Below are 23,473 nucleotides of genomic sequence, written 5' to 3' on the forward strand. Positions count from 1 at the left end.
ACACACTGACCTGCTGGTGGTCCCGCTAGTGTCTGTGCACTGCCTACAAATTCCCCGGAGGACCACCCATGGCGTTCGGCTGGATCGACGAGCAGGCGGAGCTGCGCGCCCGCGCCGGACTCGTACGGACTCTGCGCCCCCGTCCGGCCGATTCGCCGCTCCTGGACCTGGCGAGCAACGACTACCTCGGGCTGGCCCGCCACCCCGAGGTCACCGAGGGCGCTGCCCGGGCCGCGCGGACCTGGGGCGGCGGCGCGACCGGCTCCCGGCTTGTGACCGGCACGACCGAACTGCATGCCGAACTCGAACGGGAACTGGCCGATTTCTGCGGTTTCGAGGCGGCTCTCGTCTTCTCCTCCGGGTACGCCGCCAACCTCGCGGCGGTCACCGCGCTGGCCCCGCACGGCTCTCTGATCGTCTCCGACGCGGGCAACCACGCCTCGCTCATCGACGGCTGCCGGCTCGCCCGCGGTACCACCCAGGTCGTGGCGCACGCCGAGCCGGACGCCGCGCGCAAGGCGCTGGCCACCCACGAGGGCACGGCCATCGCCGTGTCCGACACGGTCTTCTCGGTCGACGGCGACGCGGCCCCCCTCGCCGCCCTGGCCGAGGCCTGCCGGGAGCACGGCGCGGGGCTGGTCGTCGACGACGCCCACGGGCTGGGCGTTCTCGGCGACGGAGGCCGCGGCGCCCCGCAGGCGGTGGGGCTCGCGGGCGCGGACGACGTCGTCGCGACGGTCACGCTGTCCAAGTCGCTCGGCAGCCAGGGCGGAGCAGTCCTCGGCCCGGCCAGGGTCGTCGAGCACCTGGTCAACGCCGCTCGGACGTTCATCTTCGACACGGGACTCGCCCCGGCGGCGGCCGGTGCGGCCCTGTCGGCCCTGCGGCTGCTGCGCCGGGAGCCGGAGCGGGCTGAGCGGGCCCGGGCGGTGGCGGGCGAACTGCACGCACGCCTGACCGCCGCGGGTCTGGAAGCGGTGCGTCCGGACGCCGCGGTGGTCTCGGTGCGGGCGCCCTCTCCCGAGGACGCCGTGCGCTGGGCGGCGCAGTGCCGCGCGGCGGGCCTGGCCGTGGGGTGCTTCCGGCCCCCTTCCGTGCCGGACGGCATCTCACGGCTCAGGCTGACCGCACGCGCGGACCTGACCACTCAGCAGATCGAACGCGCTGTACGGCTGATCGGCGAGACGCGGCCATGAGTCGGCGTGACACGGCCGTGCGTCGCACGATGACGGACTGAACGATGACGGACTGAACGACGACGGACTGAACGACGACGGACTGACGATGGCGAACTGATCAGAAACGATCAGATGCGGTCGACCGCGGCCGTGAACGTTGCCCAGCTCCTCGGTGAGAAGAGCAGCGCGGGTCCGGCCGGGGCCTTGGAGTCGCGCACGGCGAGCAGTCCGGCCCAGGGCGGGGCATCCGGACACGCGGTCTCGACGCAGTTGTTCGCGCCGGTGCTGTAGCTGCTGCGCAGCCACCGCACACCGTGCAGTTCGATGCTTGAGGGGACGTGACGAGGCAGTGCACGCATGGTGCCTCCTTACGCGCCGGCGGCTGTCCCGGCGATGAAATCCAACGAGTCCTCGGGCGAAAGGGCGTGGATCTGAAGGGCGTTGAAGGCCTCCGTGTAGGCCTGGAGGTCTTCTTTCCGTTCGAGGTAGAGGCTACTCGTCAAGTGGTCGAGAACAACCACATCCAGATCAGAAGTGCTCGAAAATGAGAAGATTACGAAAGGGCCGGTGACGCCGATGTGCGCCCCGGCATTGAACGGCAGCACTTGCAGGCGCACTTGGGGCAGCCGGGCAGCCTCGACCAGTCGTGCCAGCTGGCGGGCCATGACCCCGGGTCCGCCCACCTCGCGCCGCAGCACCGCCTCGTCCAGGACGGCACTGAGTTTCAGCGGGGGAGCCGCGCGCAGCACGTCCTGCCTGGCCAGCCGCACCTCGACCAGCGTGTCGAGCCGGTCCTCCGGAAGTCCCTCCACCGCGGCCCTGGTCACCGCCCGCGCGTACTCGGGCGTCTGGAGCAGGCCCGGGACGACGCTGGTCTCCAGCGTGCGCATCGCGCCGGCCTGCGACTCCAGGCTGATGAAGTCCCGGTAGGTCGGCGGCAGTACCCCGCGGTAGGCGTGCCACCAGTGGTGCCGGCCGCCGCTCTCGTCGGACCCCGCCAACATCATGAGCAGTTCGCGAAGTTGGGAGTCCGCCACACCGTAGGCATCGAGAAGTAACCGCACATCGGCGGGTTTCACCCCGCTCGTGCCCGTCTCGATCCGGCTGACCTTGGACTGGTGCCAGCCCACCAGCCGGGCCGCCTCACCGCTCGTGAGCCCCGCAGAGGTGCGCAGCGCACGCAGTTCGGCGCCCAGTTTCCGGCGGCGCACCGCGGGACCGTGCTGCATGGGCTCCTCCTTACTCCTTCCGAGCCACCCAAATACGGTCTCGCGTCGCAGAGTTCACCGCTTTGAGCGACAGATATATGCATATCTTGGTGGATCGCCGTCCTTCAGGGGTGTTCTGGTGGCAGTCTGGCGACGAAGCACCAGTCCGGGACCGTACTCGAACCATCCGCTCCGTGTCGGGCTGTGGTCCCGTGGGAAAGGGACGAGGTCGCCATGGCAGACCATCTGGAAGCATCCGTCACTCTGCCGAGCGATCCCGCCTCGGTCTCCGCAGCGCGTGCCTATGTGGTGGGAACGCTGGCGGAGTGGGGGCTGCCGGCGGACACGGAAGTGTCCGACACCGTCCGGCTCATCATCTCCGAACTCGCCACCAACGCCGTCCAGCACACCTTCGGTCAGTCACCCACGTTCACCGTGGATGTCGCACTGGACCGTGACGAGCACCTGCGGATCGGGGTCACGGACAGCCATCCGCGGTTCCCCAGACGCCTGCCGGCCGCCGTCCAGCAGGACAACGGCCGCGGCCTGGTCATCATTCGCTGGCTGACCGCGGAATGCGGCGGCAGACTCCGTATCCGCCCCACTCGCGAGGGCGGCAAGACCATCTCGATCGAACTCCCCTGGGTCGTCCCGGCCCAGCCGGTGACGACCGTGGTGCAGCAGGAGCTCTAGGCACACACCGCAGGAACCCTGTTCACCCGCGGCAGGAGCCCTGCCGGCCCAGAGCAGGACCCGAAAGGCATGTCCAGCGGGTGCCCTCCGCGCACCCCGGCCCGCGCGACCCACATCCGGGCCACCCCCGCGGCCATGACGCCCGCTCCGCGCCTCGCGCCCCGTCGGAGCCCGCAGCCGTCACCGGTGCCGTGCCGACGCCTCCCGGTGCGCCGCCGCCCCTCGGAGCCCTGACGGCTGACCGACGGTGTGCCACAGCGGTGCGGAGATCCCGACGTCGCCCCCGGCCGTTTCCTCCTCGGTGGTCCTTCCGGTGCCGTCCGCCTCCGCACGCAGCCCCGCCCGCCGCACCAGCCGCGGGAGCAGCCCCACAGGCCGACGCAGACCAGGAAAGCCGCGGCGCCCGCGGCGGCACCGCCGGTCCGGCCCGTGGTCACGCCGGCCACCAGCAGCACGGAACCGCTGAACGCGAACACCAGCACGCACAGGGCCGATGGTGGCCAGGCGCGAGGAGACCTGCACGATGCGGGGCTTGACGCCCTGCTGGAAGAGGGAGCGGTCAGCGCGGCCGAAGCGGTGAAGAGAGCGGCGGCGAGGACGGCCAGCAGCAGTGCGACGACGTAGGTGATGCGCTGGACCGTGCCGAGGTCCTCGAAGCGCGAGGTGAAGGCCGGCGACAGCAGGAAGGCGAAGAGGAACTGCACACACCCGTCTGGGTGACGCGGAGTTCCTGGAGCAGCTCGACGAAGGTGCGGTCGGCGCGTTGTAGCCGGCGTCTCGTTGCGCGCGGTGCAGGGGCGGTGCTCGGCCATGGGGTCACAGGTGTCCAGATGAGCCCGTGTCACGCTCCGGCGTGCGGCGGCGCGTCAAGGACGCCGCCGCACGCCGGGCGGATCACTTCACGCGTCCGTACCAGACACTCTTGGTCCAGATCTTCTGCAGTCGCACCACGTCCCCGCTCTTCGGGGAGTGCCAGAGCTTGTTCTTACCCGCGTAGATACCGACGTGGTACACGTTGCTGCCCGAGTGGAAGAACACCAGGTCGCCCGCCTTGCGGTTCTTGGCGGAGATGTGGTGCGTCTTGTTGTACTGCTGGGCAGCCGTGCGGGGAAGCTTCTTGCCGGCTTTCTTGAACGAGTAGAGCGTGAGCCCGGAGCAGTCGAACCGGTGCGGACCGGTGGCCCCGTACCTGTAGGGAGCACCCTTCTTGGAGGCCGCGATCTGGAGCGCCTTGGTCGCCGGTGTGGCCGCCGCCGCCTCGGATGCGAAGCCGGGCGCCACGATGGAGCCGCCCACCGCGGCGATGGTGAGCGCCGAGGCCGTGCCGGCCCGGGCCATGAGCGACGGGACACGATTGAGCGCAGTCATGCGCAACCCTTCGTCAGCCGCCTGTGAAGGATGACCTGTCGGATTCGGGCTGACAAAGTTGCCCGGCCGCTGACGCGGCTTCACCCCAAGGGCTGCTCGGCTCCGGTCATGGCGTGACCGTCCCGGCGACCCGTCGTGCTCGGGTCCTCCACTCCTGCCGATCCACTCCTGTCGACCGGTCATCCGGGCGGCGGCAGGACTCGGCGTCCGCCCGGATCGCCCCGCCACAGCGGCGGGGGCTTGTCGTCAAACAGGGATCTTGGCGCATGCGTGTCCGGATTTCCCAACGGAACCGGGGATTTGTGTTGTTACTCACCACTCACCCGTTCGGGTGGACACGTGTGCGTTCGAGCCGCTGTCCACGGGTTCGCGGAGCTCCGGACCAGGGATGGAATGCCCCATTGCGTCCGCCGGCTACGCGCGTTGCGCAACCGGAACGGTCCCGAAACTCGTCTCCCGCCTACTCCGAACAGAGGTACGTCTTTTGGTCCGTTTCAACTCAGCTCCGGACGCATCGCGGACGGCGCGTGCGTCCGGACCGACGGTTCCACGTCAACTGACGGACTCCGGAGGCAGGGTGAGCCGGGCGGTGCGCCGCTCGCCGTCCAGCACCCGCAGGGCCCGGGCCAGGGTGCCGGCGTGCAGTTCCGTCTCGCCCCGCCGGTGCATCAGGGCCAGCGCGTCACGCAGCGCGGTCGCCTTGCCGACCAGGGCCTGGGCGGCGCGCAGTCCGCGGTAGGTGTCGCCGTCCTGGGCCGGGTTGATACGGCCGAGCAGGTCGACGACCTCGAGGTAACGGTCGATCAGTTCCGCCTCGGCGCGCGTCAGGGCGGGCAGGGGCGGCAGTTCGGGCGGGAGCACCTGGCCTCACCGACCGGTCGGCGGGGCCAGGGTGGCCTTGCGGCCGGGGATGATCCCGTCGATCAGGCCGTACTCCACCGCCTCCTGGGCGGTGAGGATCTTGTCCCGCTCGATGTCCGCGCTCACCTGCTCCCGGGTGCGGCCCGTGTGCAGCGCGAGCATCTCCTCCATTCGGCTCCGGATGCGCGTCAACTCGTCGGCCTGGATGGCCAGATCACTGGCCTGCCCCCGGACCGGCTCGGGCAGGGCGGGCTGATGGATCACCAGGCGGGCGTCGGGCAGCGCGAATCGCTTGCCGGGCGTGCCCGCCGCCAGCAGCACCGAGGCCGCGGCACCGGCCTGGCCCAGGCAGATGGTCTCCACGTCGCAGGAGAGGTACCGCATCGTGTCGTAGAGCGCCGTCATCGCGTGGAAGGTGCCGCCGGGGGAGTTGATGTAGAGCGAGATGTCGCGCTCCGGGGCCTGGTGCTCCAGGTGCATGAACTGGGCCATCACGTCGTTCGCCGAGGTCTCGTCCTCCTCGGGGCACCGGTGGACGAGACCTCGGCGCCGCCGTAACGCTCGGTTCCGTCCGCGAGGCCTTCGGGGAGGCGGCGCGGCAGAGTCCGCCCTGCCGCCGGACGAACTCGTCACCCCGGTCCTCGGAAGGACGCTCGCCGCCCGCGCGTCCCTGGTCGTCGACGGCCGGCCCGCCTTTCCGCGGGTCGTCGTCCAGGTGTGGGGCGAGACCCTGCGCAACGAGGAGCTCGCGGTTGTCCTGGGGGAGGGCTACGGCTCGGTCCGCGCGGCCCGGGGGAGGATCGTCGAGGGCTATCAGGAGGCCGGCATGATGCGGGCGGACGTCGCGCCGGACCACGTGGCCCGCACGATGATCGCCTCCGTGCTCGGGTTCATCGCCCAGCAGTCCCTGCGGTCCCTCTTCGGCCCCGCCCCGGTCGAGGTGCTCCGGGACGGTCTGCGGGCCCTGATGAGCATGCGCGGCGGGGACCCGGGTGGATCACAGCTCGGTTAACGTGCCCGAAACGCAGTCCAATTAGCCTGCCGATCCACGCCACCTGGCACTTTGCCCCGTGGCCGCGGCAACCGGGCCCCGCACGGCCCGGAGCGACGACTGTGAGGTGGGACGTGCAACTGACCCCGCACGAGCAAGAACGGCTGCTGATCCACGTGGCGGCCGACGTGGCCGAGAAGCGCCGGGCCCGCGGGCTCAAGCTCAACCACCCCGAGGCGGTCGCGCTCATCACCTCGCACCTCCTCGAGGGCGCCCGGGACGGTCGCACCGTCGCCGAACTCATGTCCTCCGGACGCAAACTCCTGACCAGGGACGACGTCATGGTGGGCATCCCGGAGATGATCCACGACGTGCAGGTCGAAGCCACCTTCCCGGACGGTACCAAGCTCGTCACCGTCCACGACCCGATCGTCTGACGGGGAGCCGCCGTGATTCCCGGAGAGATCCTCTTCGCCGACGGGCCGATTGCCTACAACGAGGGCCGTGGCGTCGTCCGCCTCACCGTCCTCAACGCCGCCGACCGGCCCGTCCAGGTCGGCTCCCACTACCACTTCGCCGAGGCCAACCCCGGCCTGGAGTTCGACCGCGCCGCGGCGCGCGGCAGGCGGCTCAACGTCGCCGCCGGCACGGCCGTGCGCTTCGAGCCCGGGATCCCCGTCGACGTCGAACTCGTGCCGCTGGCCGGCGCCCGTGTGGTGCCCGGCCTGCGCGGGGAGACCGGAGGTGCCCTCGATGCCTGAGATCTCGCGTGCCGCGTACGCCGACCTGTTCGGCCCGACGACCGGTGACCGGATCCGCCTCGCCGACACCGACCTGCTGGTCGAGATCGAGGAGGACCGCTCCGGCGGCCCCGGTCTCGCCGGTGACGAGGCCGTCTTCGGCGGTGGCAAGGTCATCCGTGAGTCCATGGGTCAGGCGCGGGCCACCCGCGCGGAGGGCACGCCGGACACCGTGATCACCGGTGCGGTGATCATCGACCACTGGGGGATCGTCAAGGCCGACGTCGGCATCCGCGACGGCCGGATCACCGGCATCGGCAAGGCCGGCAACCCCGACACCATGGACGGCGTCCACCCGGACCTGGTCATCGGCCCGGAGACCGAGATCATCGCCGGCAACGGGCGGATCCTCACGGCGGGCGCGATCGACGCGCACGTCCACTTCATCTGCCCGCAGATCGCCGACGAGGCCCTCTCCTGCGGCATCACGACCCTCGTCGGCGGCGGCACGGGCCCCGCGGAGGGCTCCAAGGCCACCACCGTGACCCCCGGACCCTGGCACCTCGCCCGGATGCTGGAGGCGATGGAGGCCTTCCCGCTCAACATCGGCCTGCTCGGCAAGGGCAACACCGTCTCCCACGAGGCGATGCTGTCCCAGATCCGCGGCGGCGCCCTCGGCCTGAAGCTGCACGAGGACTGGGGCTCCACCCCGGCCGTCATCGACGCCTCGCTGACCGTCGCCGAACAGACCGGCATCCAGGTCGCCATCCACTCCGACACCCTCAACGAGGCCGGATTCGTGGGCGACACCCTGGCCGCCATCGCCGGCCGGGGCATCCACGCGTACCACACCGAGGGTGCGGGCGGCGGGCACGCGCCGGACATCATGACGGTGGTCTCCGAGTCGTACGTGCTGCCCAGCTCCACCAACCCGACCAGGCCGTTCACCGTCAACACCGCCGAGGAACACCTCGACATGCTGATGGTCTGCCACCACCTCAACCCGGCGGTGCCGGAGGACCTGGCCTTCGCCGAGTCCCGGATCCGCCCCTCCACGATCGGCGCGGAGGACGTGCTGCACGACCTGGGCGCGATCTCGATCATCTCCTCCGACTCCCAGGCCATGGGGCGTGTCGGTGAGGTCGTCATGCGCACCTGGCAGACCGCCCATGTGATGAAGCGGCGGCGGGGCGCCCTGCCCGGGGACGGACGCGCCGACAACCGCCGCGTACGTCGCTATGTCGCCAAGTACACGATCAACCCCGCGCTCGCCCAGGGGCTGGCCCGGGAGATCGGATCGGTGGAGAGCGGCAAGCTGGCCGACCTGGTGCTGTGGGAACCGGCGTTCTTCGGCGTCAAGCCGCAGCTCGTCATCAAGGGCGGGCAGATCGCCTACGCGCAGATGGGCGACGCGAACGCCTCGATCCCCACCCCGCAGCCGATCCTGCCGCGCCCCATGTACGGGGCGATCGGGCGGGCGCCGGCCTCCAATTCCCTCAACTTCGTCGCCCCCTTGGCCGTCGAAGCCGGGTTGCCGGAACGGCTGGGGCTCGGCAAGCGGTTCGCGGCGATCGAGTCGACCCGCGGTGTCACCAAGGCCGACATGCGAGAGAACGACGCCCGGCCGGAGGTGCGGGTCGATCCCGACAGCTTCGCCGTGCACATCGACGGGGAACTGGTCGAGGCGGCGCCCGCGGCCGAACTCCCCATGGCCCAGCGGTACTTCCTGTTCTGAGGGTGGTCTGATGTCGCGTGCAGCGCTTCTCGTCCTGGCCGACGGGCGGTTTCCCGCCGGGGGGCACGCGCACTCCGGCGGTGCCGAGGCGGCGGTCAAGGCCGGTCGGATCAGTGGGGCGGCGAGCCTGGGGGAGTTCTGCCGGGGGCGGTTGCACACGGCGGGGCTGACGGCGGCGGGACTGTCCGCGGCCGCGGCGCTCGGGATCGACCCCGTCGCGCTGGACCGTGCCGCGGACGCGCGCACGCCGTCGCCCGCGCTGCGCGTCGCCGCGCGGAAGCTGGGACGGCAACTGCTGCGGGCCGCCCGGGCGACCTGGCCGTCCGCCGAACTGGACGCGCTCGGAAGGGAGTTCCCCAAGGGGGCGCATCAGCCGGTGGTGCTCGGGCTGGCGGCCCGGGCGGCGGGGCTGGGGCCGGTGGACGCAGCGTACTGCGCGGCGTACGAGAGCGTGAGCGGACCCGCGTCGGCGACCGTGCGGTTGCTGAGTCTGGACCCCTTCGACGCGACGCGGGTGCTGGCCCGGCTGGCCCCGGAGGTGGACCGGGTCGCGGACCGGGCGGTGGAGGCGGCCCGGAAGGTGGTCGACGACGGGTTCGACGCCCTGCCGGCGGGGTCGGCACCGCTGCTGGAGATCGGGGCGGAGGTGCACGCGGCGTGGCCGGTACGCCTGTTCGCCTCGTAGCTGCTTCGAGAAACGCCGCGCAGACCGACCGCCCAGGGGCGCGGGGCTGTGCTCGATGTGCCGCTCCGCCGCGTGAGCGCGCCCAGCCTCCCACTCACCCGCCCCCCGACGCCGGAACCCGCCATCCCGCATCGCCCGCGAACCCGGGCCCGTCCCACCAGGAGCCGCACATGCACCTCGATCACGCCCACGACACCCCCACCGCCCTCAGCGCGGACGCCCACCGTCCCGACGGCACCCTTAGGGCGCTCCGCATCGGACTCGGCGGCCCCGTCGGATCCGGGAAGACCGCCACCGTCGCCGCGCTCTGCCGGGCGCTCCGGGACGAGCTGGCGCTCGCCGTCGTCACCAACGACATCTACACGCGCGAGGACGCCGAGTTCCTGCTCCGCGAGGCCGTGCTGCCGCCCGAGCGGATCACCGCCGTGGAGACGGGCGCCTGCCCGCACACCGCGATCCGCGACGACATCTCCGCGAACCTGGAAGCGGTGGAGGACCTGGAGGACGCGGTCGGGCCGCTGGACCTGGTGCTCGTGGAGTCCGGCGGGGACAATCTCACCGCGACCTTCTCCAAGGGGCTCGTCGACGCGCAGATCTTCGTGATCGACGTCGCCGGGGGCGACGACATCCCGCGCAAGGGCGGACCGGGCGTGACCACCGCCGACCTGCTCGTCGTCAACAAGACCGACCTCGCCCCGTACGTCGGCTCCGACCTCGCCCGGATGGCCGCCGACGCCAAGGCGCAGCGCGCCGAACTGCCGGTCGTCTTCCAGTCGTTGCGGAGCGAGGCCGGGGTGGCGGACGTCGCCGCATGGGTGCGTGCGCAGCTCGCCGCGTGGACCGCGTGAACGTGCGTACCGGGGCCGGGGTGCGGTCCCTCGCGCGGATCGTCGCCCGGGACGACGGGCGCGGCGGGACCTCGCTGCCCGTGCTGGACAGCGACGGACCCCTGGCCCTGCGGCGCACCCGGGCCACCGGCTCCGAGGCTCGGGTCATGCTGGTCGGCGCGATGAGCGGGCCGCTCGGCGGTGACCACTTCACCGTGGAGGGGCGGGTGGAGGAGGAGGCGCGGCTGTCCGTCGGGTCGGCCGCCGCCACCATCGCGCTGCCCGGGCAGGCGAAGGGCGAGGCCCGCTACGACGTCCGGCTCGACGTCGCCGATCACGGCGAACTGCACTGGCTGCCGGAGCAGTTGATCTCAGCTCAGGGCAGCGACCTGTACGTCACCACCCGCGTCGAGCTCGCGCCCGCCGCCCGGCTCGTGCTGCGCGAGGAGCAGGTGCTCGGACGCGTCGGTGAGGAACCGGGGCGCCTCACGAGCCGTCTGACCGTGCGGGTCGCCGGGCAGGCCGTGCTCGACCAGGAACTGGCCTGCGGGCTCGGTGCGCCGGGCGGCTGGGACGGGCCCGCCGTCCTGGCGGGGCATCGGGCTGTCGGGCAACTGGTCGTCGTCCGCCCGGAGTTCGCCGTCGAGCCGGTGGCCGCGACGGTGCTGGGGGAGGGGGCCTCGGTCGTACCGCTCGCCGGACCCGCCGCGCTGGTGACCGCGGTGGCGCCGGACGCCCTCAGACTGCGGCGACTGCTCGACGAGGCGTTCGCGTCGCTCCCGCGGACGTAGGCGTCCGTAGAGCAGCACGGCCTCTCCGTTTATCGGATTGGCAAAGAAGGGTGTCCGGCCCTGTTGTCAGGGACCTCACAACAGGAAGGATCCTCCGTACTGTTCGCAACGAGGTACGGGGAGGTCCCCCTTGAGGGGTTCTAGACCGAAGAAGCGGGTGGCGGCGCTCGGTGCGGCCGGCGCGCTCGTCACGGCCACGCTGATAGCCGGCGCCGTCGCGGCGCCCACCGCGAGCGCGAGCGCGGGCAGCGGTCACGGCCAGGACCGCGAGGCCCGCGGCGCCGCGATCGCCGCCGCCCGGGCCGCGAAGGCCGGCATCGACTGGCAGGACTGCCCCGCCGACTGGAACCTGGCCAAGCCGATCCAGTGCGGATACGTCACCGTGCCGCTCGACTACGCCAAGCCCTACGGCAAGCAGATCAAGCTCGCCGTCGACCGCATCGGCAACACGGGCACCAAGGCCGAGCGGCAGGGCGCGCTCGTCTACAACCCCGGCGGCCCCGGCGGCTCCGGGCTGCGCTTCCCGACCCGGGTCACCAACAAGAACGCCGTCTGGGCCAACACGGCCAAGGCCTATGACTTCGTGGGCTTCGACCCGCGCGGCGTCGGCAAGTCGACGCCCATCTCCTGCGTCGACCCGCAGGAGTTCGTCAAGGCGCCCAAGGCCGACCCGGTGCCCGACTCCGAGGCCGACAAGCTCGCCCAGCGCAAGCTGGCCCGCGAGTACGCCGAGGGCTGCCAGGAGCGCAGCGGCGCGATGCTGCCGCACATGACCACGCCGAACACCGCGCGCGACCTCGACGTCATCCGCGCCGCCCTCGGCGAGAAGAAGCTCAACTTCCTCGGCGTCTCCTACGGCACCTACCTGGGCGCCGTCTACGGCACGCTCTTCCCGGGCCACGTGCGCCGCATGGTCGTCGACAGCGTCGTCAACCCCTCCCGCGACAAGATCTGGTACCAGGCCAACCTGGACCAGGACGTCGCGTTCGAGGGCCGCTGGAAGGACTGGCAGGACTGGGTCGCCGCGAACGACGCGACCTACCACCTCGGCACCACCCGCGCCGCCGTCCAGGCGAAGTGGCTGGAGCTGCGCGCCACCGCGAAGGAGAACCCCCTCGGCGGGGTCGTCGGCCCGGCCGAGCTCATCTCCTTCTTCCAGAGCGCCCCGTACTACGACTCCGCCTGGGCGTCGACCGCCTCGGTCTTCAGCAAGTACGCCGCCGGCGACACCCAGGCGCTTGTCGACGCCGCCGCCCCCGACCTGTCCGACACGGCCGGCAACGCCTCCTCGGAGAACGGCAACGCCGTCTACACGGCCGTGGAGTGCGCCGACGCCAAGTGGCCGACCAGCTGGCGCAAGTGGGACCGCGACAACACGCGGCTCCACAAGGACCACCCCTTCATGACCTGGGCCAACGCCTGGATGAACCTGCCGTGCGCCACCTGGCCGGCCAAGCAGCAGACGCCGGTCGACGTCAAGACCGGCAAGGGCCTGCCCGGCGTGCTCATCGTCCAGTCCGAGCGGGACGCGGCCACCCCGTACGAGGGCGCCGTGGAGCTGCACAAGCGGTTCAAGGGCTCCCGCCTGATCACGGAGAAGGACGCGGGCTCCCACGGCGTCACCGGCCTGGTCAACCCGTGCATCAACCCCCGCGTGGACAGCTACCTGCTCACCGGCAAGCTGGACGGCGCCGACGTGACCTGCGCGCCGCACGCCACGCCGAAGCCGTAGTCGTCACCGACTCGGTTCGGTGGTGAAGGGGCGGCCGGGATCCCGGCCGCCCCTTCACCATGCCGGCCGGGCCGCGAACCAGGCGTCCTCCGCCGCGTAGTCGAAGAGGTCCGGGTAGGCGCGGGCGAGGGTGGGGAACGCCTCCCGCCAGTCCTGGCCGGACAGCCGGCGGACGAGCCACTCGACCGTCTCCGGCAGGCTCTCCGGGTAGGACACGACCGGCCGGTACCCCGGCTCCCGTTCCGCGGCCGACATGTCACACACCACCGGCAGCTCCACCGACCAGGGGGAACCGCCCACGGACCCCCGCGCCGGGCCGTCGAGCAGAACGGTCTGCGTCTCCACCCCCATGACCGCGTCCACGGCGGCCCCGATCTTAGACACGGCCGGTGGCAGCGGATCGCAGGCGTTGAGCACCCGGGAGCCCGGCCGGGCCGCGGCCAGCCGGATCAGTTCGGCGATGTTGCGTGCCGCCGACGTGTGGAAGAGGCTCTCGCCCCGGAAGGCGAGCACCCGCCTGCGCCGGCCGTCGAGGTTGCGTTTGACGAAGTACAGCTCGCGGGGGAGCGGGCTGTACGGCCCGTGGATCGCGCCCGGGCGCAGCACGGTGGTGGGCAACCGGTCGCCCACCGCGCGCAGTTCACGCTCCAGGGCCGTCTTGCGGGTGCTGTACGTGGCGTCCCCCGGCGGGACCGTGACCTGGTCCTCCGCGATCGGTACGGGGTACTGCGGGAGTCCGTCCGGCTCGCCCATGGTGTCGAAGCCGCGGCCCTTGCCGTCCTCGTACACCGACACGGACGACACCACCACGGCCGCGCCGATCCGGTCGGCCAGGCCCGTCAACTGCCGTGCGTGCCGGGCCCCGTAGGCGACCATGTCGACCACGAGGTCGCAGCCGTCACCGATGAGCGCGCCGAGCGCCGCGTCGTCGTCGCGGTCCAGCCGCCGTGTCCGCACCCCGCCGGGCCAGTTCTCGTGCCGGGCGCCGCCGCGCGAGGCGGCCGTCACCTCCCAGCCGTCCCGCGCCAGCGCCTCCACCGCCGGCCTCCCGATCTGCCCGCCCGCCCCGATCACCACAGCACGTCTCATGCCGCGACCGTAGATCGCCGGGGGCGGCCGGGGAACCTGACTCTGCCGACAGCAGAGCTCAACCGAGGGGCATGCGCCGGAACTTCCGCTCCTTGGGGGCGGCGGCCTCCTCGGCCTTCACCACGGCCGCGTACCGGTCCACGTACTCCTGCTCCGACAGGGAGAGGATGGCGTACATGATCTCATCGGTGATGGCGCGCAGGATGGCCTTCTCGTTCTCCATGCCCTCGTAGCGGGAGAAATCCAGGGGCTTGCCGAAGCGGATCACGACGGGGTGGATGTTGGGGATGAGCTTGCCGGGCGGCTGGGCCTCGAAGGTGCCGATCATCGCGCAGGGGATCACCGGGACGCCGGCCTTGAGGGCCATCACCGCCACGCCCACCTTGCCCTTGTAGAGCCGGCCGTCGTGCGAGCGGGTGCCCTCGGGGTAGATGCCGAGCAACTCGTCCTTGCTCAGCACGCCGAGGCCCTCGCGGATCGCGGCCTGGCCCGCGTCCTTGCCGGAGCGGTCGACCGGGATCTGCCCCGCGCTGCGGAAGAAGAACGCCGTCAGGCGGCCCTTGAGGCCCGGGCCCGTGAAGTACTCGGCCTTCGCGAGGAAGGTGATGCGCCGTTTGAGGATCGCGGGCATCAGGAAGTGGTCCGAGAACGACAGGTGGTTCCCGGCGACGATGGCGGCGCCCTCCGAGGGAACGTGCTCCAGGCCCTCGATCCGAGGCCGGAAGACCAGTCTCAGCAGCGGGCCCAGCAGTACGTATTTCAACAGGTAGTAGAACAAAGCGGGCGCTCCTCGACTCTCGCGGTGGACTCAACCGCCGCGTTCCAGCAGGTCAACCGGCATGTCGTGGGGTGCCAGTCTAGGTGCAGGTGCGGCCACCGGGCACCTCGTGCGGGCGGACCGCACAGATCCTTCGCCAAACGGCTGAGGGTCAGTCAGGCGTCGGCGTCCGGTGGTGCGCATGCGGCTGGGGAGGACCACGCGACCAGCGTGCTGCGCCACCCGGGTGACGGGCAAGCCGAACGGGGGGCGTGGCGCGATAGCGGGGGTGCGTGGCGGGCCGGTGGTTCTTGCCGGCGGACGGCTGCTGTGGGCGGTGGCCCCGGCCGCGGCGACGAGTAACCTGCCAGGCATGCGGATCTCTGTCTCCTCCGACATGGACGAACCGGTCGCCCGCTCCCTCGTTGCCGCCCTGCGCGAGCGGGGGCACGAGGTGCGCCCGCACGGCGCGCTGCGCCCGGACGGCGACCCGCAGTGGGCGGTGTGCTCCGAGGCCGCGGCCCGCGAGGTCGCCGACGGCACGGCCGATCAGGCGGTGGTGTGCTGCTGGACCGGCACGGGTGCCTCGATCGCCGCGAACAAGGTGCCCGGTGTGCGGGCCGCCCTGTGCACGGACGCCTACACGGCCGACGGGGCGCGCCGCTGGAACGACGCCAACGTGCTCGCGCTCAGTCTGCGGCTGACGTCGGAGCCGCTGCTGACGGAGATCCTCGACGCGTGGTTCGCCGGTGCGCCCAGCACGGACGCCGAGGACCGGCAGAACGTCGACCGCGTCCGGCTGCTCGACCACGGAAAGACCCGCATGTAGTCACAGCCGCACGATGATCAGCGCGGTGTCGTCGGTGGAGCCGCCGGGTGGCAGCAACTCCAGCAGGACGGTGTCGGCGAGGGTCTCGGGATCCTGGTCCCGATGGTCGCGCAGGGCGTCGGCGAGCCGTTCCAGACCCTTGTCGATGTCCTCGCGACGCCGTTCGATCAGACCGTCGGTGTACAGCACGAGCGTGGCGCCCGGCGTGAACGTGGTCTCGGCCTGGGGCCGCGGGATCGGGTCCGGTCGGGCGTCCAGCGGCGTGTCCGTGGCCTGGTCGAGGAACTCCGTGCGCCCGTCGGCGTGGACGAGCACGGGTGGGGGATGGCCGGCGCTGCTGTACGTGATGACGTGACGGTCGCAGTCGATGAAGGTCGTCACGGCGGTCGCCGACTCGGCTCCGTCGATCACGTGGGCGTAGCGTCCCAGCACGTCCAGGGCCTGGGCCGGCCCCTCGGCCACCCGGGAGGCCGCGCTGAGCGCACTGCGCAACTGGCCCATCACCCCGGCCGCCTCCAGCCCGTGCCCCACCACGTCGCCGACCGAGACGCCGATCCGGTCGCCGCCCACCAGGTCGACCAGGTCGTACCAGTCGCCGCACACGTTGAGCGCCCCGACGGCGGGCCGGTACCGGACGGCGGCCGGGTGATTGCGGACCTGCCGCGGCGCGGGCAGCATCGCCTCCTGCAACGCCAGCGCCACCTCCCGCTCCCGGGAGTGCGCCTGGCGCAGCCGCTCGTTGAGCTCCTGCAGCTCACGGGCGCGGGTGTACAGCTCGGCCTCCAGCACCCGGGCCCGGCTGTTCCGGCCCCCCGGAGAACCGCCCCGGGCCCGGATCAGCTCCGTGACCTCCTCCACGCGGTGCAGGATCAGCACGACCTTGCCGTCCGAGCCGAGCAGCGGCGCGTTCACCGGGCTCCAGTACCGCTTCGACCACTCACCGGGCCGCTCCGGGTCCTCGACGTCGTAGCGCTGCAGGGCCATGGTGTCGCGCTCCCTGGTGACCAGGACGCGGTACAGCGAGGCCTCCAGATTGCGCATGCCCGTCGCGGCCGGGTCGTTCGGGTTGTCCGGGAAGACGTCGAACAGGTACTTGCCGATGAGCTGCTCGCGCGAGCGGCCGGAGACGCGGACGAACTCCTCGTTGACGTCCGCGTACACGAGCTCGGGTGTCAGGAGCGCCACCATGCCGGGCAGGGCCCGGAACACCGCACCGTAGTCGATCGCAGTCTCCGCCATGGCCGCCGCCTCACCGCTGCCGGGATTACACCAGTTTCGCACGGTATAGGCGAACCTCAACCGGCTTCATTCCGGGAGCTCCGTCAGGGCCTGCTCGGCCCAGATGACCTTCCCCTCGGGCACGAAGCGTGTGCCCCACCGCTGCGTGAGCTGGGAGACCAGCAGGAGCCCGCGCCCGCCCTCGTCCGTCGTACGGGGATGGCGCAGATGAGGAGCGGTGGCGCCGTCGTCGAACACCTCGCAGACCAGGGCGCGCTCCCGGATCAGCCGGAGCCGGATGGACCCGGTGGCGTACCGCATGGCGTTGGTGACCAGCTCGCTCACCACCAGCTCCGTGGTGAAGGCCAGCTCGTCCAGGCCCCAGCGCGCAAGCTGCCGGGTGGCCGTGCGGCGGGCTTCGGCGACCACGGCCGGGTCCGAGGGCAGCTCCCAGGCCGCGACCTGCCCGCTGCCGAGACGTTTCGTCCGGGCCATCAGCAGGGCCACGTCGTCATAGGGGCGGGCCGGGACCAGCGCGTCGACCACGGCCCTGCAGTACGACTCGAGCGGGCCCGACCGCTCCAGCGCCCGGCGCAGCCGCTCCCGGCCCGCGTCGACGGCCCAGGTCTCGCCCCGGGCCAGCAGGCCGTCGGTGTGCAGCGCGAGCGTGCTGCCCTCTTCCAGGGGCAGCTCGGCCGCCTCGAACGGCGGGCCGCCCACGCCGAGCGGCGGCCCCTGCGGCAGGTCGACGAACACGACCGAGCGGTCGGGCATCACCACGGCCGGGGCCGGATGGCCCGCCGCGGCCATCGAACACCCGCCGTCGACCGGGTCGTAGACGACGTACAGGCACCCGGAGCCCACGCCCGGCGTGCCCGCGGAGCCCGCCGTCCCGGTATCCGCACCCTCCTCCCGCGCCGACCGCGCCACCAGGTCGTCGAGGTGCGCCAGCACCTCCTCGGGCGGCAGATCCAGAGCCGCCAGGGTCCGTACGGCGGTCCGCAGCTGTCCCATGGCCGCCGCGGCGTCGATGCCGTGACCGGGCACCTCGCCCACGACCAGCGCGACGCGCGCCCCGGACAGCGGGATGAGGTCGTACCAGTCGCCGCCGAGACCGGTCAGCTCGTCGGCCGGCCGGTAGCAGGCCGCCACCTCGACGGCGTCCTGCTCGGGCAGCCGGTGGGGGAGCAGACTGCGCTGCAGGACGAGCGCGGCGTCCCGCTCACGGGTGTAGCGGCGGGCGTTGTCCACGCAGACGGCCGCGCGGGCGACGAGATCCTCCGCCAGCCGCAGGTCCTCCTCGTCGAAGAACTCCCGGTCGTGGCGCCGGTAGAACGTCGTGATGCCCAGGGTGATGCCGCGCGAACGGATGGGCACGGTCATCACGCTGTGCAGCCCCAGCTCCAGGAACGTGGCCCGGCGGCCGCTCGGGGTGTCTTCCGTGGTCCAGTCCCGGGTCAGCGGGTCGAGCCGATCCGCGTGCCAGGACCGGCCCGTGGCCAGACAGCGGAAGGGCGGCGTTCCGGCCCGGAAGGCCACCACCTCGCCGATCTCGATGACGGCTTCAGCGAGGTCCTGCACGGACCGGTAGCCGGCACGGCGCAGCTCCACCGGCTCCTTTGAGTCCGCGAGCGGGCCGGGGGCCGGCTCGGCGCCCCGCAGCACCGACTCCAGCAGGTCCACGGTGACGAAGTCGGCCAGCCCCGGCACGGCCACGTCCGCGAGTTCCTGCGCGGTGCGCGTGAGGTCCAGGCTGCGGCCGATGCACTCACCGGCCCGGTCGAGCAGCGCCAGCCGCTGCCGCGCACGGTGCCGGTCGGTCATGTCCACGACCGTGTAGTACACGCCGATCGGATGGCCCCGGTCGTCCTCGAGCCGGGTGAACGACAGCATGTGCGCCGTCTCGCGCAACGGGGCCGAGCGCACGTGGCCCACGTGCTCGTAGCCGACCACCGTCTCGCCGGTCTCCAGCACGTGCCGCATTTGTGCCTCGACCGCCTGCCCGTCCATGCCGGGCTGGACGTCCGCGAAGCGCAGTCCGAGCCGTCGTGCCGCCGGGCCGCCGCCGAACTGTTCCAGGGCGGCGTTCGACCACACGAAGCGCAGGTCCGTGTCCACGATGGCGATACCGACCGGGGCGCCCGCCGCCATCTGCTCCAGGACCGTGCGGCTCATGTCCCAGCCGGGGGCGTCCGCCAGCTCCGACAGGAGCATCAGCCAGCGCGAGCCGCCGTGCGCCTCCTCGGCCGAGGTGATCCGCGCCGCGACCTTCACGGGATGCCCGTCCCGGCGGCGGGCCGTGAGCAGCCCCGTCCAGCCGCCGTCCCTGCGGCAGCGCTCGACCAGGTCCGGCACGCGCTCCGCGTCCTCGGCGGCCAGCAGGTCGGCCAGCTTCCTGCCGACCGCCTCGGACGCCGGGTACGCGAGCAGCCGCCGGGCACCGCTGGTCCAGCCCGTCACCACGCCCTGTGGATCGAGCAACAGGGGCGCCGCGTCGGCCACGTCGAACCGCTGCCGGGCAACGCCGTACACCTCGTCTGCGCCCACGGCCGACCTCTCTGTCGCTGAGAGTGGTCTACCACCTCTTGCCCCAATCTTCACCCTTCTGGCATCGAGGGGCGGCTTGTGGACGGCCGGTCGGGGCGAGGGAGGCGCTTGAGGCACCGTTCCGTTTCCGAGCCGGAAGTTGAAGGGGGAGACTCGACGGGCCCGGCGGCCCTTCCTGGTCCAGGACCCGGGAGGGCCGCGTGGGGCAGGGGCGGCCGGCCCGTGTCGAGCCCTCCGCCCCTGTCCCCGTATCCCGGGCGCCCCCTCTACCCCAGCGCCTTCTCCAGCGCCGCGAGCGCCCCCGTCAGTTCCTCGCTCGTGATGGTGAGCGGTGGGGCCAGGCGGATCGTGGAGCCGTGGGTGTCCTTCGCCAGGACTCCCTCCCGCATGAGGCGTTCGCTGATCTCGCGGCCGGTGCCGAGCGCGGGGTCGATGTCGACGCCCGCCCACAGGCCGCGCGAGCGGAACCCGACGACGCCCTTGCCGACCAGCCCCGTCAGGCCGTCGCGCAGGATCACGCCCAGCTCGGTCGCCCGGCGCTGGAACTCGCCCGTCTCCAGCAGTTCCACCACCGCCGTACCGACCGCGGCGGCCAGCGGATTGCCGCCGAAGGTCGAGCCGTGCTCACCCGGGTGCAGCACGCCGAGCACCTCCCGGCGGCCGACCACCGCCGACACCGGCACGATGCCCCCGCCCAGCGCCTTGCCCAGCAGCAGCACGTCCGGCACCACCGGCTCGTGTTCGACCGCCAGCGTGCGGCCCGTGCGGCCGAGCCCGGACTGGATCTCGTCCGCGATGAACAGACAGCCCTTGCGGCGGGTCAGCTCCCGCACGCCGGCCAGGTAGCCGTCGTCGGGAATGATCACCCCCGCCTCGCCCTGGATCGGCTCGATCAGCACCGCAGCCGTCGTCTCGTCGACCGCCGCCTCCATCGCGGCCAGGTCGTTGTACGGCACCACCCGGAAACCGGGCGTGAACGGCCCGAAGCCCGCCCGGGCCGTCTCGTCCGTGGAGAAGCTGACGATCGTCGTCGTGCGCCCGTGGAAGTTGTCCGCCGCGACCACGATCGTCGCCCGGTCGGCCGGCACGCCCTTCACGTCGTAGGCCCACTTGCGGGCCACCTTCACGCCGCTCTCCACCGCCTCCGCGCCGGTGTTCATGGGCAGAACCATGTCCATGCCGGTCAGCGCGGCCAGCCGCTCCGCGAACTCGGCGAGCCGGTCGTTGTGGAAGGCACGCGAGGTGAGGGTCAGCCGGTCGAGCTGACGATGGGCCGCCTCGATCAGCGCAGGGTGCCGGTGACCGAAGTTGAGGGCCGAGTACCCGGCGAGCATGTCGAGGTAGCGCCGCCCCTCCACGTCCTCCACCCAGGTGCCCTCGGCGCGGGCGACGACCACCGGCAGCGGGTGGTAGTTGTGCGCGAGGACCGGCTCCTCCGCGCGGATCAGCTCCTGCGAGCCGCGGGTCTCCCGCGAGCCACGGTCCCCCTGCGAGTCCTCGGTGCGGACGGGTGCGGTCATGAGCGGATCTCCCGGATCTCCTGGGTGCAGCACTTGATGCCGCCACCGGCCTTCTGGAATTCGGACAGGTCGACGGGGACGGGGACATAGCCTCGGTCGGAAAGCTGCCCGGCCAGGGCCGTCGCTCCCGGTGAGATGAACACGTGGCGCCCGTCGGAGACAGAGTTGAGCCCGAACGCCATCGCGTCCTCGCGGGTGGCGAGCACCGCGTCCGGGTACAGCCGGGCCAGCACCTCACGACTGCCCGGCGAGAACGCCTCGGGGTAGTAGGCGATGTTGTGCTCGTCGAGGACGAACAGCGCCGTGTCCAGGTGATAGAAGTACGGATCCACCAGCGTCAGGCTGATCACCGGCGTCCCGAAGTACTCCTGCACCTCGCTGTGGGCCTCCCGGGTCGTACGGAAGCCCGTCCCGGCCAGGATCCAGCGGCCGGCCAGGACCAGGTCGCCCTCGCCCTCGCACACCGACTCGGGGTGATACACCTCGTAGCCCTCCGCCTTGAACCACGCCTCGAAGGGCACGGACTCGGGACGGCGCTGGGGCGCGTGGAAGAGCGAGCCGAAGACACGGCCGTCAACGACGACCGCCGCGTTCGCGGCGAACACCATGTCGGGCAGGCCGGGGACTGGTTTCACACTGTCCACGGTATGGCCGTGGACACGGTAGGTGTCGACCAGCGCCTGCCACTGGTCCAGGGCGCGGAGGACGTCGACGGGTTCGTCGGGATGCATCCACGGGTTGATCGCGTACTGCACGGCGAAATGTCTGGGTTCGCAGACGAGGTAGCGCCGCCGGCGCGGCACACGGGAATCGGGCACAGAGGGGTCCCTCCGCTTCCTCACGGTGTGTGACTGGGGGTTGACACAACGGTAGGAACTGACGGTGGTGCCCGACAAGAAACAAAGATTGCGCGTTCACGCAGGAACGCTGCGTCCTGCGGCCGCTCGGCGCACGTCTGCTGCGCCCTACGCGCCCCCCTCCGGAGCCGGCTGACTCGCCCCGGCCTCCGGACTCTCCGGCAGCAGATGGGACAGCACCATCACGCTGATCGTCTTCCGGATGAAGGGCTCCTGCCGGATCCGCTCCAGCACCTCCTCGAAGTGCTCCACGTCCCGCGCCCGCACGTGCAGCAACGCGTCCGCGCCGCCCGTCACCGTCATAGCCGCCGCGATCTCCGGGTAGTCGCGCACGACCTCCGCCAGCCGCCGCGGCGGGGCCGCGCCCTCGCAGTACACCTCGACGTAGGCCTCCGTGCGCCAGCCCAGCGCCGACGGCTTCACCGTCGCCGAGAACCCGGTGATCACACCGGTCTCGCGCAACCGGTCGACCCGCCGCTTGACCGCCGTGGCCGACAGCCCGATCGCCGTGCCGATCTCCGCGAACGATGTCCTCGCGTTCGCCATCAACGCCGTGATGATCTTCCGGTCGAGCTCGTCGAACGCCATGGACCTGCTGCTCATGCGGGCACTGTATCCACCGGCACCCCCGCCCGCGCCCGCCCGGCGCGGGCACCGTGTCCAGCGGATACGTCCACACCCGGCACATGTCCAGACGTACGGATCACCCCTACACTCCGGGTCATGCTGCGCGCCCTGGCTGTCGACGACGAACGCCCCTCCCTGGAGGAACTGCTCTACCTCCTGCACGCCGACCCCCGCATCGGCAGCGCGGAGGGCGCCGGCGACGCCACCGAGGCGCTGCGCCGCATGAACCGCGCCCTGGAGTCCGGCCCCGGCGGGCCCGAAGCCATCGACGTCGTCTTCCTCGACATCCAGATGCCCGGCCTCGACGGCCTCGACCTCGCCCGGCTCCTCACCGGCTTCGCCCGGCCGCCGCTCGTCGTGTTCGTCACCGCCCACGAGGACTTCGCCGTGCAGGCCTTCGACCTCAAGGCCATCGACTACGTCCTCAAACCGGTCCGCAAGGAACGCCTCGCCGAGGCCGTCCGCCGGGCCGCGGAACTGCGCGGCGCCGCCCCGCGCATCCCCGTGCACGAACCCGACCCGGACCACCTCCCCGTCGAACTCGGCGGCGTGACCCGCTTCGTCGCGGTCGAGGACATCACCCATGTCGAGGCGCAGGGCGACTACGCCCGCCTGCACACCGTCAAGGGCAGCCACCTGGTCCGCATTCCGCTGTCCACCCTGGAGGAGCGCTGGCGCACCCGCGGCTTCGTCCGCATCCACCGCCGCCACCTCGTCGCCCTGCGCCACATCGGCGAACTCCGCCTCGACGCGGGGACCGTCAGCGTCCTCGTCGGCTCCGAGGAGCTCCAGGTCAGCCGGCGCCACACCCGCGAACTGCGTGACCTGCTGATGAGGAGGCCGTGACCGTGCCCCCGGACCACACCGAACGCCGCGTCGTCGTCACCGGCCCGCCCCGGCAGAGCGGCCGGGCCTCCTCCGGCTACTACCGCCCGCGCACCGAGATCGACGAGCAGACCACCCTCGGCCACACCTACGTCCGCTCCCTGATGCGCACCCAACTGCGCGCCGCTCTCACGGTGTTCGCCATCCTCGGCCTGCTCGTCGGACCGCTCCCGCTGCTGTTCGCGGCGATGCCCGACGCCCGCCGCCTGGAATGGGCCGTCCTCGGCTTCGGCCTCTACGCCCCCCTCGTCCTGCTCGCCCGCTGGTACGTCCGCCGCGCCGAGCGCAACGAGCGCGACTTCATACGCCTCGTGGAAGACCGCTGAAGCCCCACC

Annotated in this window: 26 protein-coding genes, 1 pseudogene and 1 riboswitch; of the genes and pseudogenes, 13 read left to right on the plus strand and 14 right to left on the minus strand. The window is 72.0% G+C overall.

Going from position 1 to position 23,473, the window contains the following annotated elements; translation table 11 throughout:
* Positions 1–68 precede the first annotated feature (68 nt).
* Positions 69–1,196 (plus strand): 8-amino-7-oxononanoate synthase, encoded by a 1,128-nt coding sequence (locus tag HDC93_RS27470; RefSeq protein ID WP_185013487.1) that lies wholly within the window; start codon positions 69–71, stop codon positions 1,194–1,196.
* A 110-nt stretch (positions 1,197–1,306) separates the two neighbouring features.
* Here HDC93_RS27470 and HDC93_RS27475 read toward each other — a convergent pair whose 3' ends face one another.
* Together HDC93_RS27475 and HDC93_RS27480 are read right to left on the minus strand one after the other, a co-directional pair.
* Positions 1,307–1,537 carry a DUF397 domain-containing protein gene (locus tag HDC93_RS27475; RefSeq protein ID WP_185013488.1) on the minus strand — a complete coding sequence of 77 codons (231 nt, stop codon included), beginning with the start codon at positions 1,535–1,537 and terminating at the stop codon, positions 1,307–1,309.
* 9 nt (positions 1,538–1,546) lie between these two features.
* Positions 1,547–2,407 carry a helix-turn-helix transcriptional regulator gene (locus tag HDC93_RS27480; protein WP_185013489.1) on the minus strand — a complete coding sequence of 287 codons (861 nt, stop codon included), beginning with the start codon at positions 2,405–2,407 and terminating at the stop codon, positions 1,547–1,549.
* A 213-nt stretch (positions 2,408–2,620) separates the two neighbouring features.
* Here HDC93_RS27480 and HDC93_RS27485 point away from each other — a divergent pair, with 213 nt between their 5' ends.
* The gene (locus HDC93_RS27485; protein ID WP_185013490.1) at positions 2,621–3,079 is read left to right on the plus strand and encodes an ATP-binding protein; all 459 of its coding nucleotides are present in this window, start codon (positions 2,621–2,623) and stop codon (positions 3,077–3,079) included.
* Here the strand turns inward: HDC93_RS27485 and HDC93_RS37875 are convergent.
* The 5 genes and pseudogenes from HDC93_RS37875 to HDC93_RS27500 form a co-directional block, all read right to left on the minus strand.
* Positions 3,076–3,783, minus strand: a complete 708-nt coding sequence (locus HDC93_RS37875) for a DUF6328 family protein (protein ID WP_398986644.1) — start codon at positions 3,781–3,783, stop codon at positions 3,076–3,078. The genes HDC93_RS27485 and HDC93_RS37875 overlap by 4 nt on opposite strands.
* A gap of 29 nt (positions 3,784–3,812) precedes the next feature.
* Positions 3,813–3,899, minus strand: a pseudogene (locus HDC93_RS39775) (hypothetical protein); the annotation flags it as partial.
* A gap of 74 nt (positions 3,900–3,973) precedes the next feature.
* A complete protein-coding gene (locus tag HDC93_RS27490) occupies positions 3,974–4,447 on the minus strand; it encodes a C40 family peptidase (RefSeq protein WP_185013491.1) in 474 nt (157 codons plus the stop codon).
* Positions 4,448–4,450: 3 nt separating this feature from the next.
* Positions 4,451–4,663, minus strand: a riboswitch (cyclic di-AMP (ydaO/yuaA leader).
* 336 nt (positions 4,664–4,999) lie between these two features.
* On the minus strand, positions 5,000–5,308 hold the full coding sequence (locus HDC93_RS27495; RefSeq protein ID WP_031108881.1) for a hypothetical protein: 309 nt from the start codon (positions 5,306–5,308) through the stop codon (positions 5,000–5,002).
* Positions 5,309–5,314: 6 nt separating this feature from the next.
* Complete coding sequence (locus tag HDC93_RS27500) at positions 5,315–5,941, minus strand: ATP-dependent Clp protease proteolytic subunit (RefSeq protein ID WP_398986648.1); 627 nt, start codon at positions 5,939–5,941, stop codon at positions 5,315–5,317.
* Positions 5,942–6,023: 82 nt separating this feature from the next.
* Between HDC93_RS27500 and HDC93_RS39780 the strand changes: the two genes are divergently transcribed.
* The 8 genes from HDC93_RS39780 (at position 6,024) to HDC93_RS27540 (ending at position 12,809) form a co-directional block, all read left to right on the plus strand.
* Positions 6,024–6,320, plus strand: coding sequence for a hypothetical protein (locus HDC93_RS39780; RefSeq protein WP_398986651.1), 297 nt, complete (start codon positions 6,024–6,026; stop codon positions 6,318–6,320).
* 113 nt (positions 6,321–6,433) lie between these two features.
* A complete protein-coding gene (locus HDC93_RS27510) occupies positions 6,434–6,736 on the plus strand; it encodes an urease subunit gamma (protein ID WP_185013493.1) in 303 nt (100 codons plus the stop codon).
* 12 nt (positions 6,737–6,748) lie between these two features.
* On the plus strand, positions 6,749–7,060 hold the full coding sequence (locus HDC93_RS27515; RefSeq protein WP_185013494.1) for an urease subunit beta: 312 nt from the start codon (positions 6,749–6,751) through the stop codon (positions 7,058–7,060).
* Entirely contained in the window at positions 7,053–8,774 is a 1,722-nt protein-coding gene (locus tag HDC93_RS27520) for an urease subunit alpha (RefSeq protein WP_185013495.1), read from the plus strand. Before HDC93_RS27515 ends, HDC93_RS27520 begins: the two co-directional genes overlap by 8 nt.
* Positions 8,775–8,784: 10 nt before the next feature.
* Positions 8,785–9,459: an urease accessory protein UreF gene (locus HDC93_RS27525; RefSeq protein ID WP_185013496.1), complete on the plus strand. Its 675-nt coding sequence runs from the start codon at positions 8,785–8,787 to the stop codon at positions 9,457–9,459.
* A 170-nt stretch (positions 9,460–9,629) separates the two neighbouring features.
* Positions 9,630–10,307, plus strand: coding sequence for an urease accessory protein UreG (gene ureG / locus HDC93_RS27530; protein ID WP_185013497.1), 678 nt, complete (start codon positions 9,630–9,632; stop codon positions 10,305–10,307).
* Positions 10,304–11,077, plus strand: a complete 774-nt coding sequence (locus HDC93_RS27535; protein ID WP_311774633.1) for an urease accessory protein UreD — start codon at positions 10,304–10,306, stop codon at positions 11,075–11,077. Before ureG ends, HDC93_RS27535 begins: the two co-directional genes overlap by 4 nt.
* Positions 11,078–11,207: 130 nt before the next feature.
* Positions 11,208–12,809, plus strand: coding sequence for an alpha/beta hydrolase (locus tag HDC93_RS27540; RefSeq protein WP_185013499.1), 1,602 nt, complete (start codon positions 11,208–11,210; stop codon positions 12,807–12,809).
* 54 nt (positions 12,810–12,863) lie between these two features.
* Here the strand turns inward: HDC93_RS27540 and HDC93_RS27545 are convergent, their stop codons facing one another.
* Entirely contained in the window at positions 12,864–13,898 is a 1,035-nt protein-coding gene (locus HDC93_RS27545; protein ID WP_185013500.1) for an NAD(P)-dependent oxidoreductase, read from the minus strand.
* Positions 13,899–13,956: 58 nt separating this feature from the next.
* Positions 13,957–14,676 carry a 1-acyl-sn-glycerol-3-phosphate acyltransferase gene (locus HDC93_RS27550; RefSeq protein ID WP_185013501.1) on the minus strand — a complete coding sequence of 240 codons (720 nt, stop codon included), beginning with the start codon at positions 14,674–14,676 and terminating at the stop codon, positions 13,957–13,959.
* A 352-nt stretch (positions 14,677–15,028) separates the two neighbouring features.
* On the opposite strand from HDC93_RS27550, the gene HDC93_RS27555 reads away from it, so the two are divergent.
* Positions 15,029–15,484 carry an RpiB/LacA/LacB family sugar-phosphate isomerase gene (locus HDC93_RS27555; protein ID WP_185013502.1) on the plus strand — a complete coding sequence of 152 codons (456 nt, stop codon included), beginning with the start codon at positions 15,029–15,031 and terminating at the stop codon, positions 15,482–15,484.
* Here HDC93_RS27555 and HDC93_RS27560 read toward each other — a convergent pair whose 3' ends face one another.
* From HDC93_RS27560 to HDC93_RS27580, 5 genes are all read right to left on the minus strand, one after another.
* Positions 15,485–16,723, minus strand: a complete 1,239-nt coding sequence (locus HDC93_RS27560) for a PP2C family protein-serine/threonine phosphatase (protein WP_185013504.1) — start codon at positions 16,721–16,723, stop codon at positions 15,485–15,487. It lies immediately after the preceding gene.
* A gap of 66 nt (positions 16,724–16,789) precedes the next feature.
* On the minus strand, positions 16,790–19,249 hold the full coding sequence (locus tag HDC93_RS27565) for a SpoIIE family protein phosphatase (RefSeq protein ID WP_185013505.1): 2,460 nt from the start codon (positions 19,247–19,249) through the stop codon (positions 16,790–16,792).
* A 266-nt stretch (positions 19,250–19,515) separates the two neighbouring features.
* The gene (gene rocD, locus HDC93_RS27570; protein WP_260419791.1) at positions 19,516–20,769 is read right to left on the minus strand and encodes an ornithine--oxo-acid transaminase; all 1,254 of its coding nucleotides are present in this window, start codon (positions 20,767–20,769) and stop codon (positions 19,516–19,518) included.
* Positions 20,766–21,587, minus strand: coding sequence for a dimethylargininase (ddaH, locus tag HDC93_RS27575; RefSeq protein WP_185013507.1), 822 nt, complete (start codon positions 21,585–21,587; stop codon positions 20,766–20,768). Before ddaH ends, rocD begins: the two co-directional genes overlap by 4 nt.
* Positions 21,588–21,734: 147 nt before the next feature.
* Positions 21,735–22,229, minus strand: coding sequence for an Lrp/AsnC family transcriptional regulator (locus tag HDC93_RS27580; protein ID WP_185013508.1), 495 nt, complete (start codon positions 22,227–22,229; stop codon positions 21,735–21,737).
* A gap of 120 nt (positions 22,230–22,349) precedes the next feature.
* On the opposite strand from HDC93_RS27580, the gene HDC93_RS27585 reads away from it, so the two are divergent.
* Together HDC93_RS27585 and HDC93_RS27590 are read left to right on the plus strand one after the other, a co-directional pair.
* Entirely contained in the window at positions 22,350–23,099 is a 750-nt protein-coding gene (locus HDC93_RS27585; protein WP_185013510.1) for a LytTR family DNA-binding domain-containing protein, read from the plus strand.
* A gap of 2 nt (positions 23,100–23,101) precedes the next feature.
* Positions 23,102–23,464 (plus strand): hypothetical protein, encoded by a 363-nt coding sequence (locus HDC93_RS27590; RefSeq protein WP_185013613.1) that lies wholly within the window; start codon positions 23,102–23,104, stop codon positions 23,462–23,464.
* Positions 23,465–23,473: the final 9 nt, after the last annotated feature.

This window comes from Streptomyces sp. AK010, from assembly GCF_014207295.1.
Taxonomy (GTDB): domain Bacteria; phylum Actinomycetota; class Actinomycetes; order Streptomycetales; family Streptomycetaceae; genus Streptomyces; species Streptomyces massasporeus.

Bases quoted from the DNA above. Each gene is read 5' to 3' on its own strand.
- HDC93_RS27470 (WP_185013487.1), top strand. From the start codon at position 69: ATGGCGTTCGGCTGGATCGACGAGCAGGCGGAGCTGCGCGCCCGCGCC.
- HDC93_RS27475 (WP_185013488.1), bottom strand. From the start codon at position 1,537: ATGCGTGCACTGCCTCGTCACGTCCCCTCAAGCATCGAACTGCACGGT.
- HDC93_RS27480 (WP_185013489.1), bottom strand. From the start codon at position 2,407: ATGCAGCACGGTCCCGCGGTGCGCCGCCGGAAACTGGGCGCCGAACTG.
- HDC93_RS27485 (WP_185013490.1), top strand. From the start codon at position 2,621: ATGGCAGACCATCTGGAAGCATCCGTCACTCTGCCGAGCGATCCCGCC.
- HDC93_RS27490 (WP_185013491.1), bottom strand. From the start codon at position 4,447: ATGACTGCGCTCAATCGTGTCCCGTCGCTCATGGCCCGGGCCGGCACG.
- HDC93_RS27520 (WP_185013495.1), top strand. From the start codon at position 7,053: ATGCCTGAGATCTCGCGTGCCGCGTACGCCGACCTGTTCGGCCCGACG.
- HDC93_RS27525 (WP_185013496.1), top strand. From the start codon at position 8,785: ATGTCGCGTGCAGCGCTTCTCGTCCTGGCCGACGGGCGGTTTCCCGCC.
- ureG (WP_185013497.1), top strand. From the start codon at position 9,630: ATGCACCTCGATCACGCCCACGACACCCCCACCGCCCTCAGCGCGGAC.
- HDC93_RS27545 (WP_185013500.1), bottom strand. From the start codon at position 13,898: ATGAGACGTGCTGTGGTGATCGGGGCGGGCGGGCAGATCGGGAGGCCG.
- HDC93_RS27555 (WP_185013502.1), top strand. From the start codon at position 15,029: ATGCGGATCTCTGTCTCCTCCGACATGGACGAACCGGTCGCCCGCTCC.
- HDC93_RS27560 (WP_185013504.1), bottom strand. From the start codon at position 16,723: ATGGCGGAGACTGCGATCGACTACGGTGCGGTGTTCCGGGCCCTGCCC.
- rocD (WP_260419791.1), bottom strand. From the start codon at position 20,769: ATGACCGCACCCGTCCGCACCGAGGACTCGCAGGGGGACCGTGGCTCG.
- HDC93_RS27580 (WP_185013508.1), bottom strand. From the start codon at position 22,229: ATGAGCAGCAGGTCCATGGCGTTCGACGAGCTCGACCGGAAGATCATC.
- HDC93_RS27585 (WP_185013510.1), top strand. From the start codon at position 22,350: ATGCTGCGCGCCCTGGCTGTCGACGACGAACGCCCCTCCCTGGAGGAA.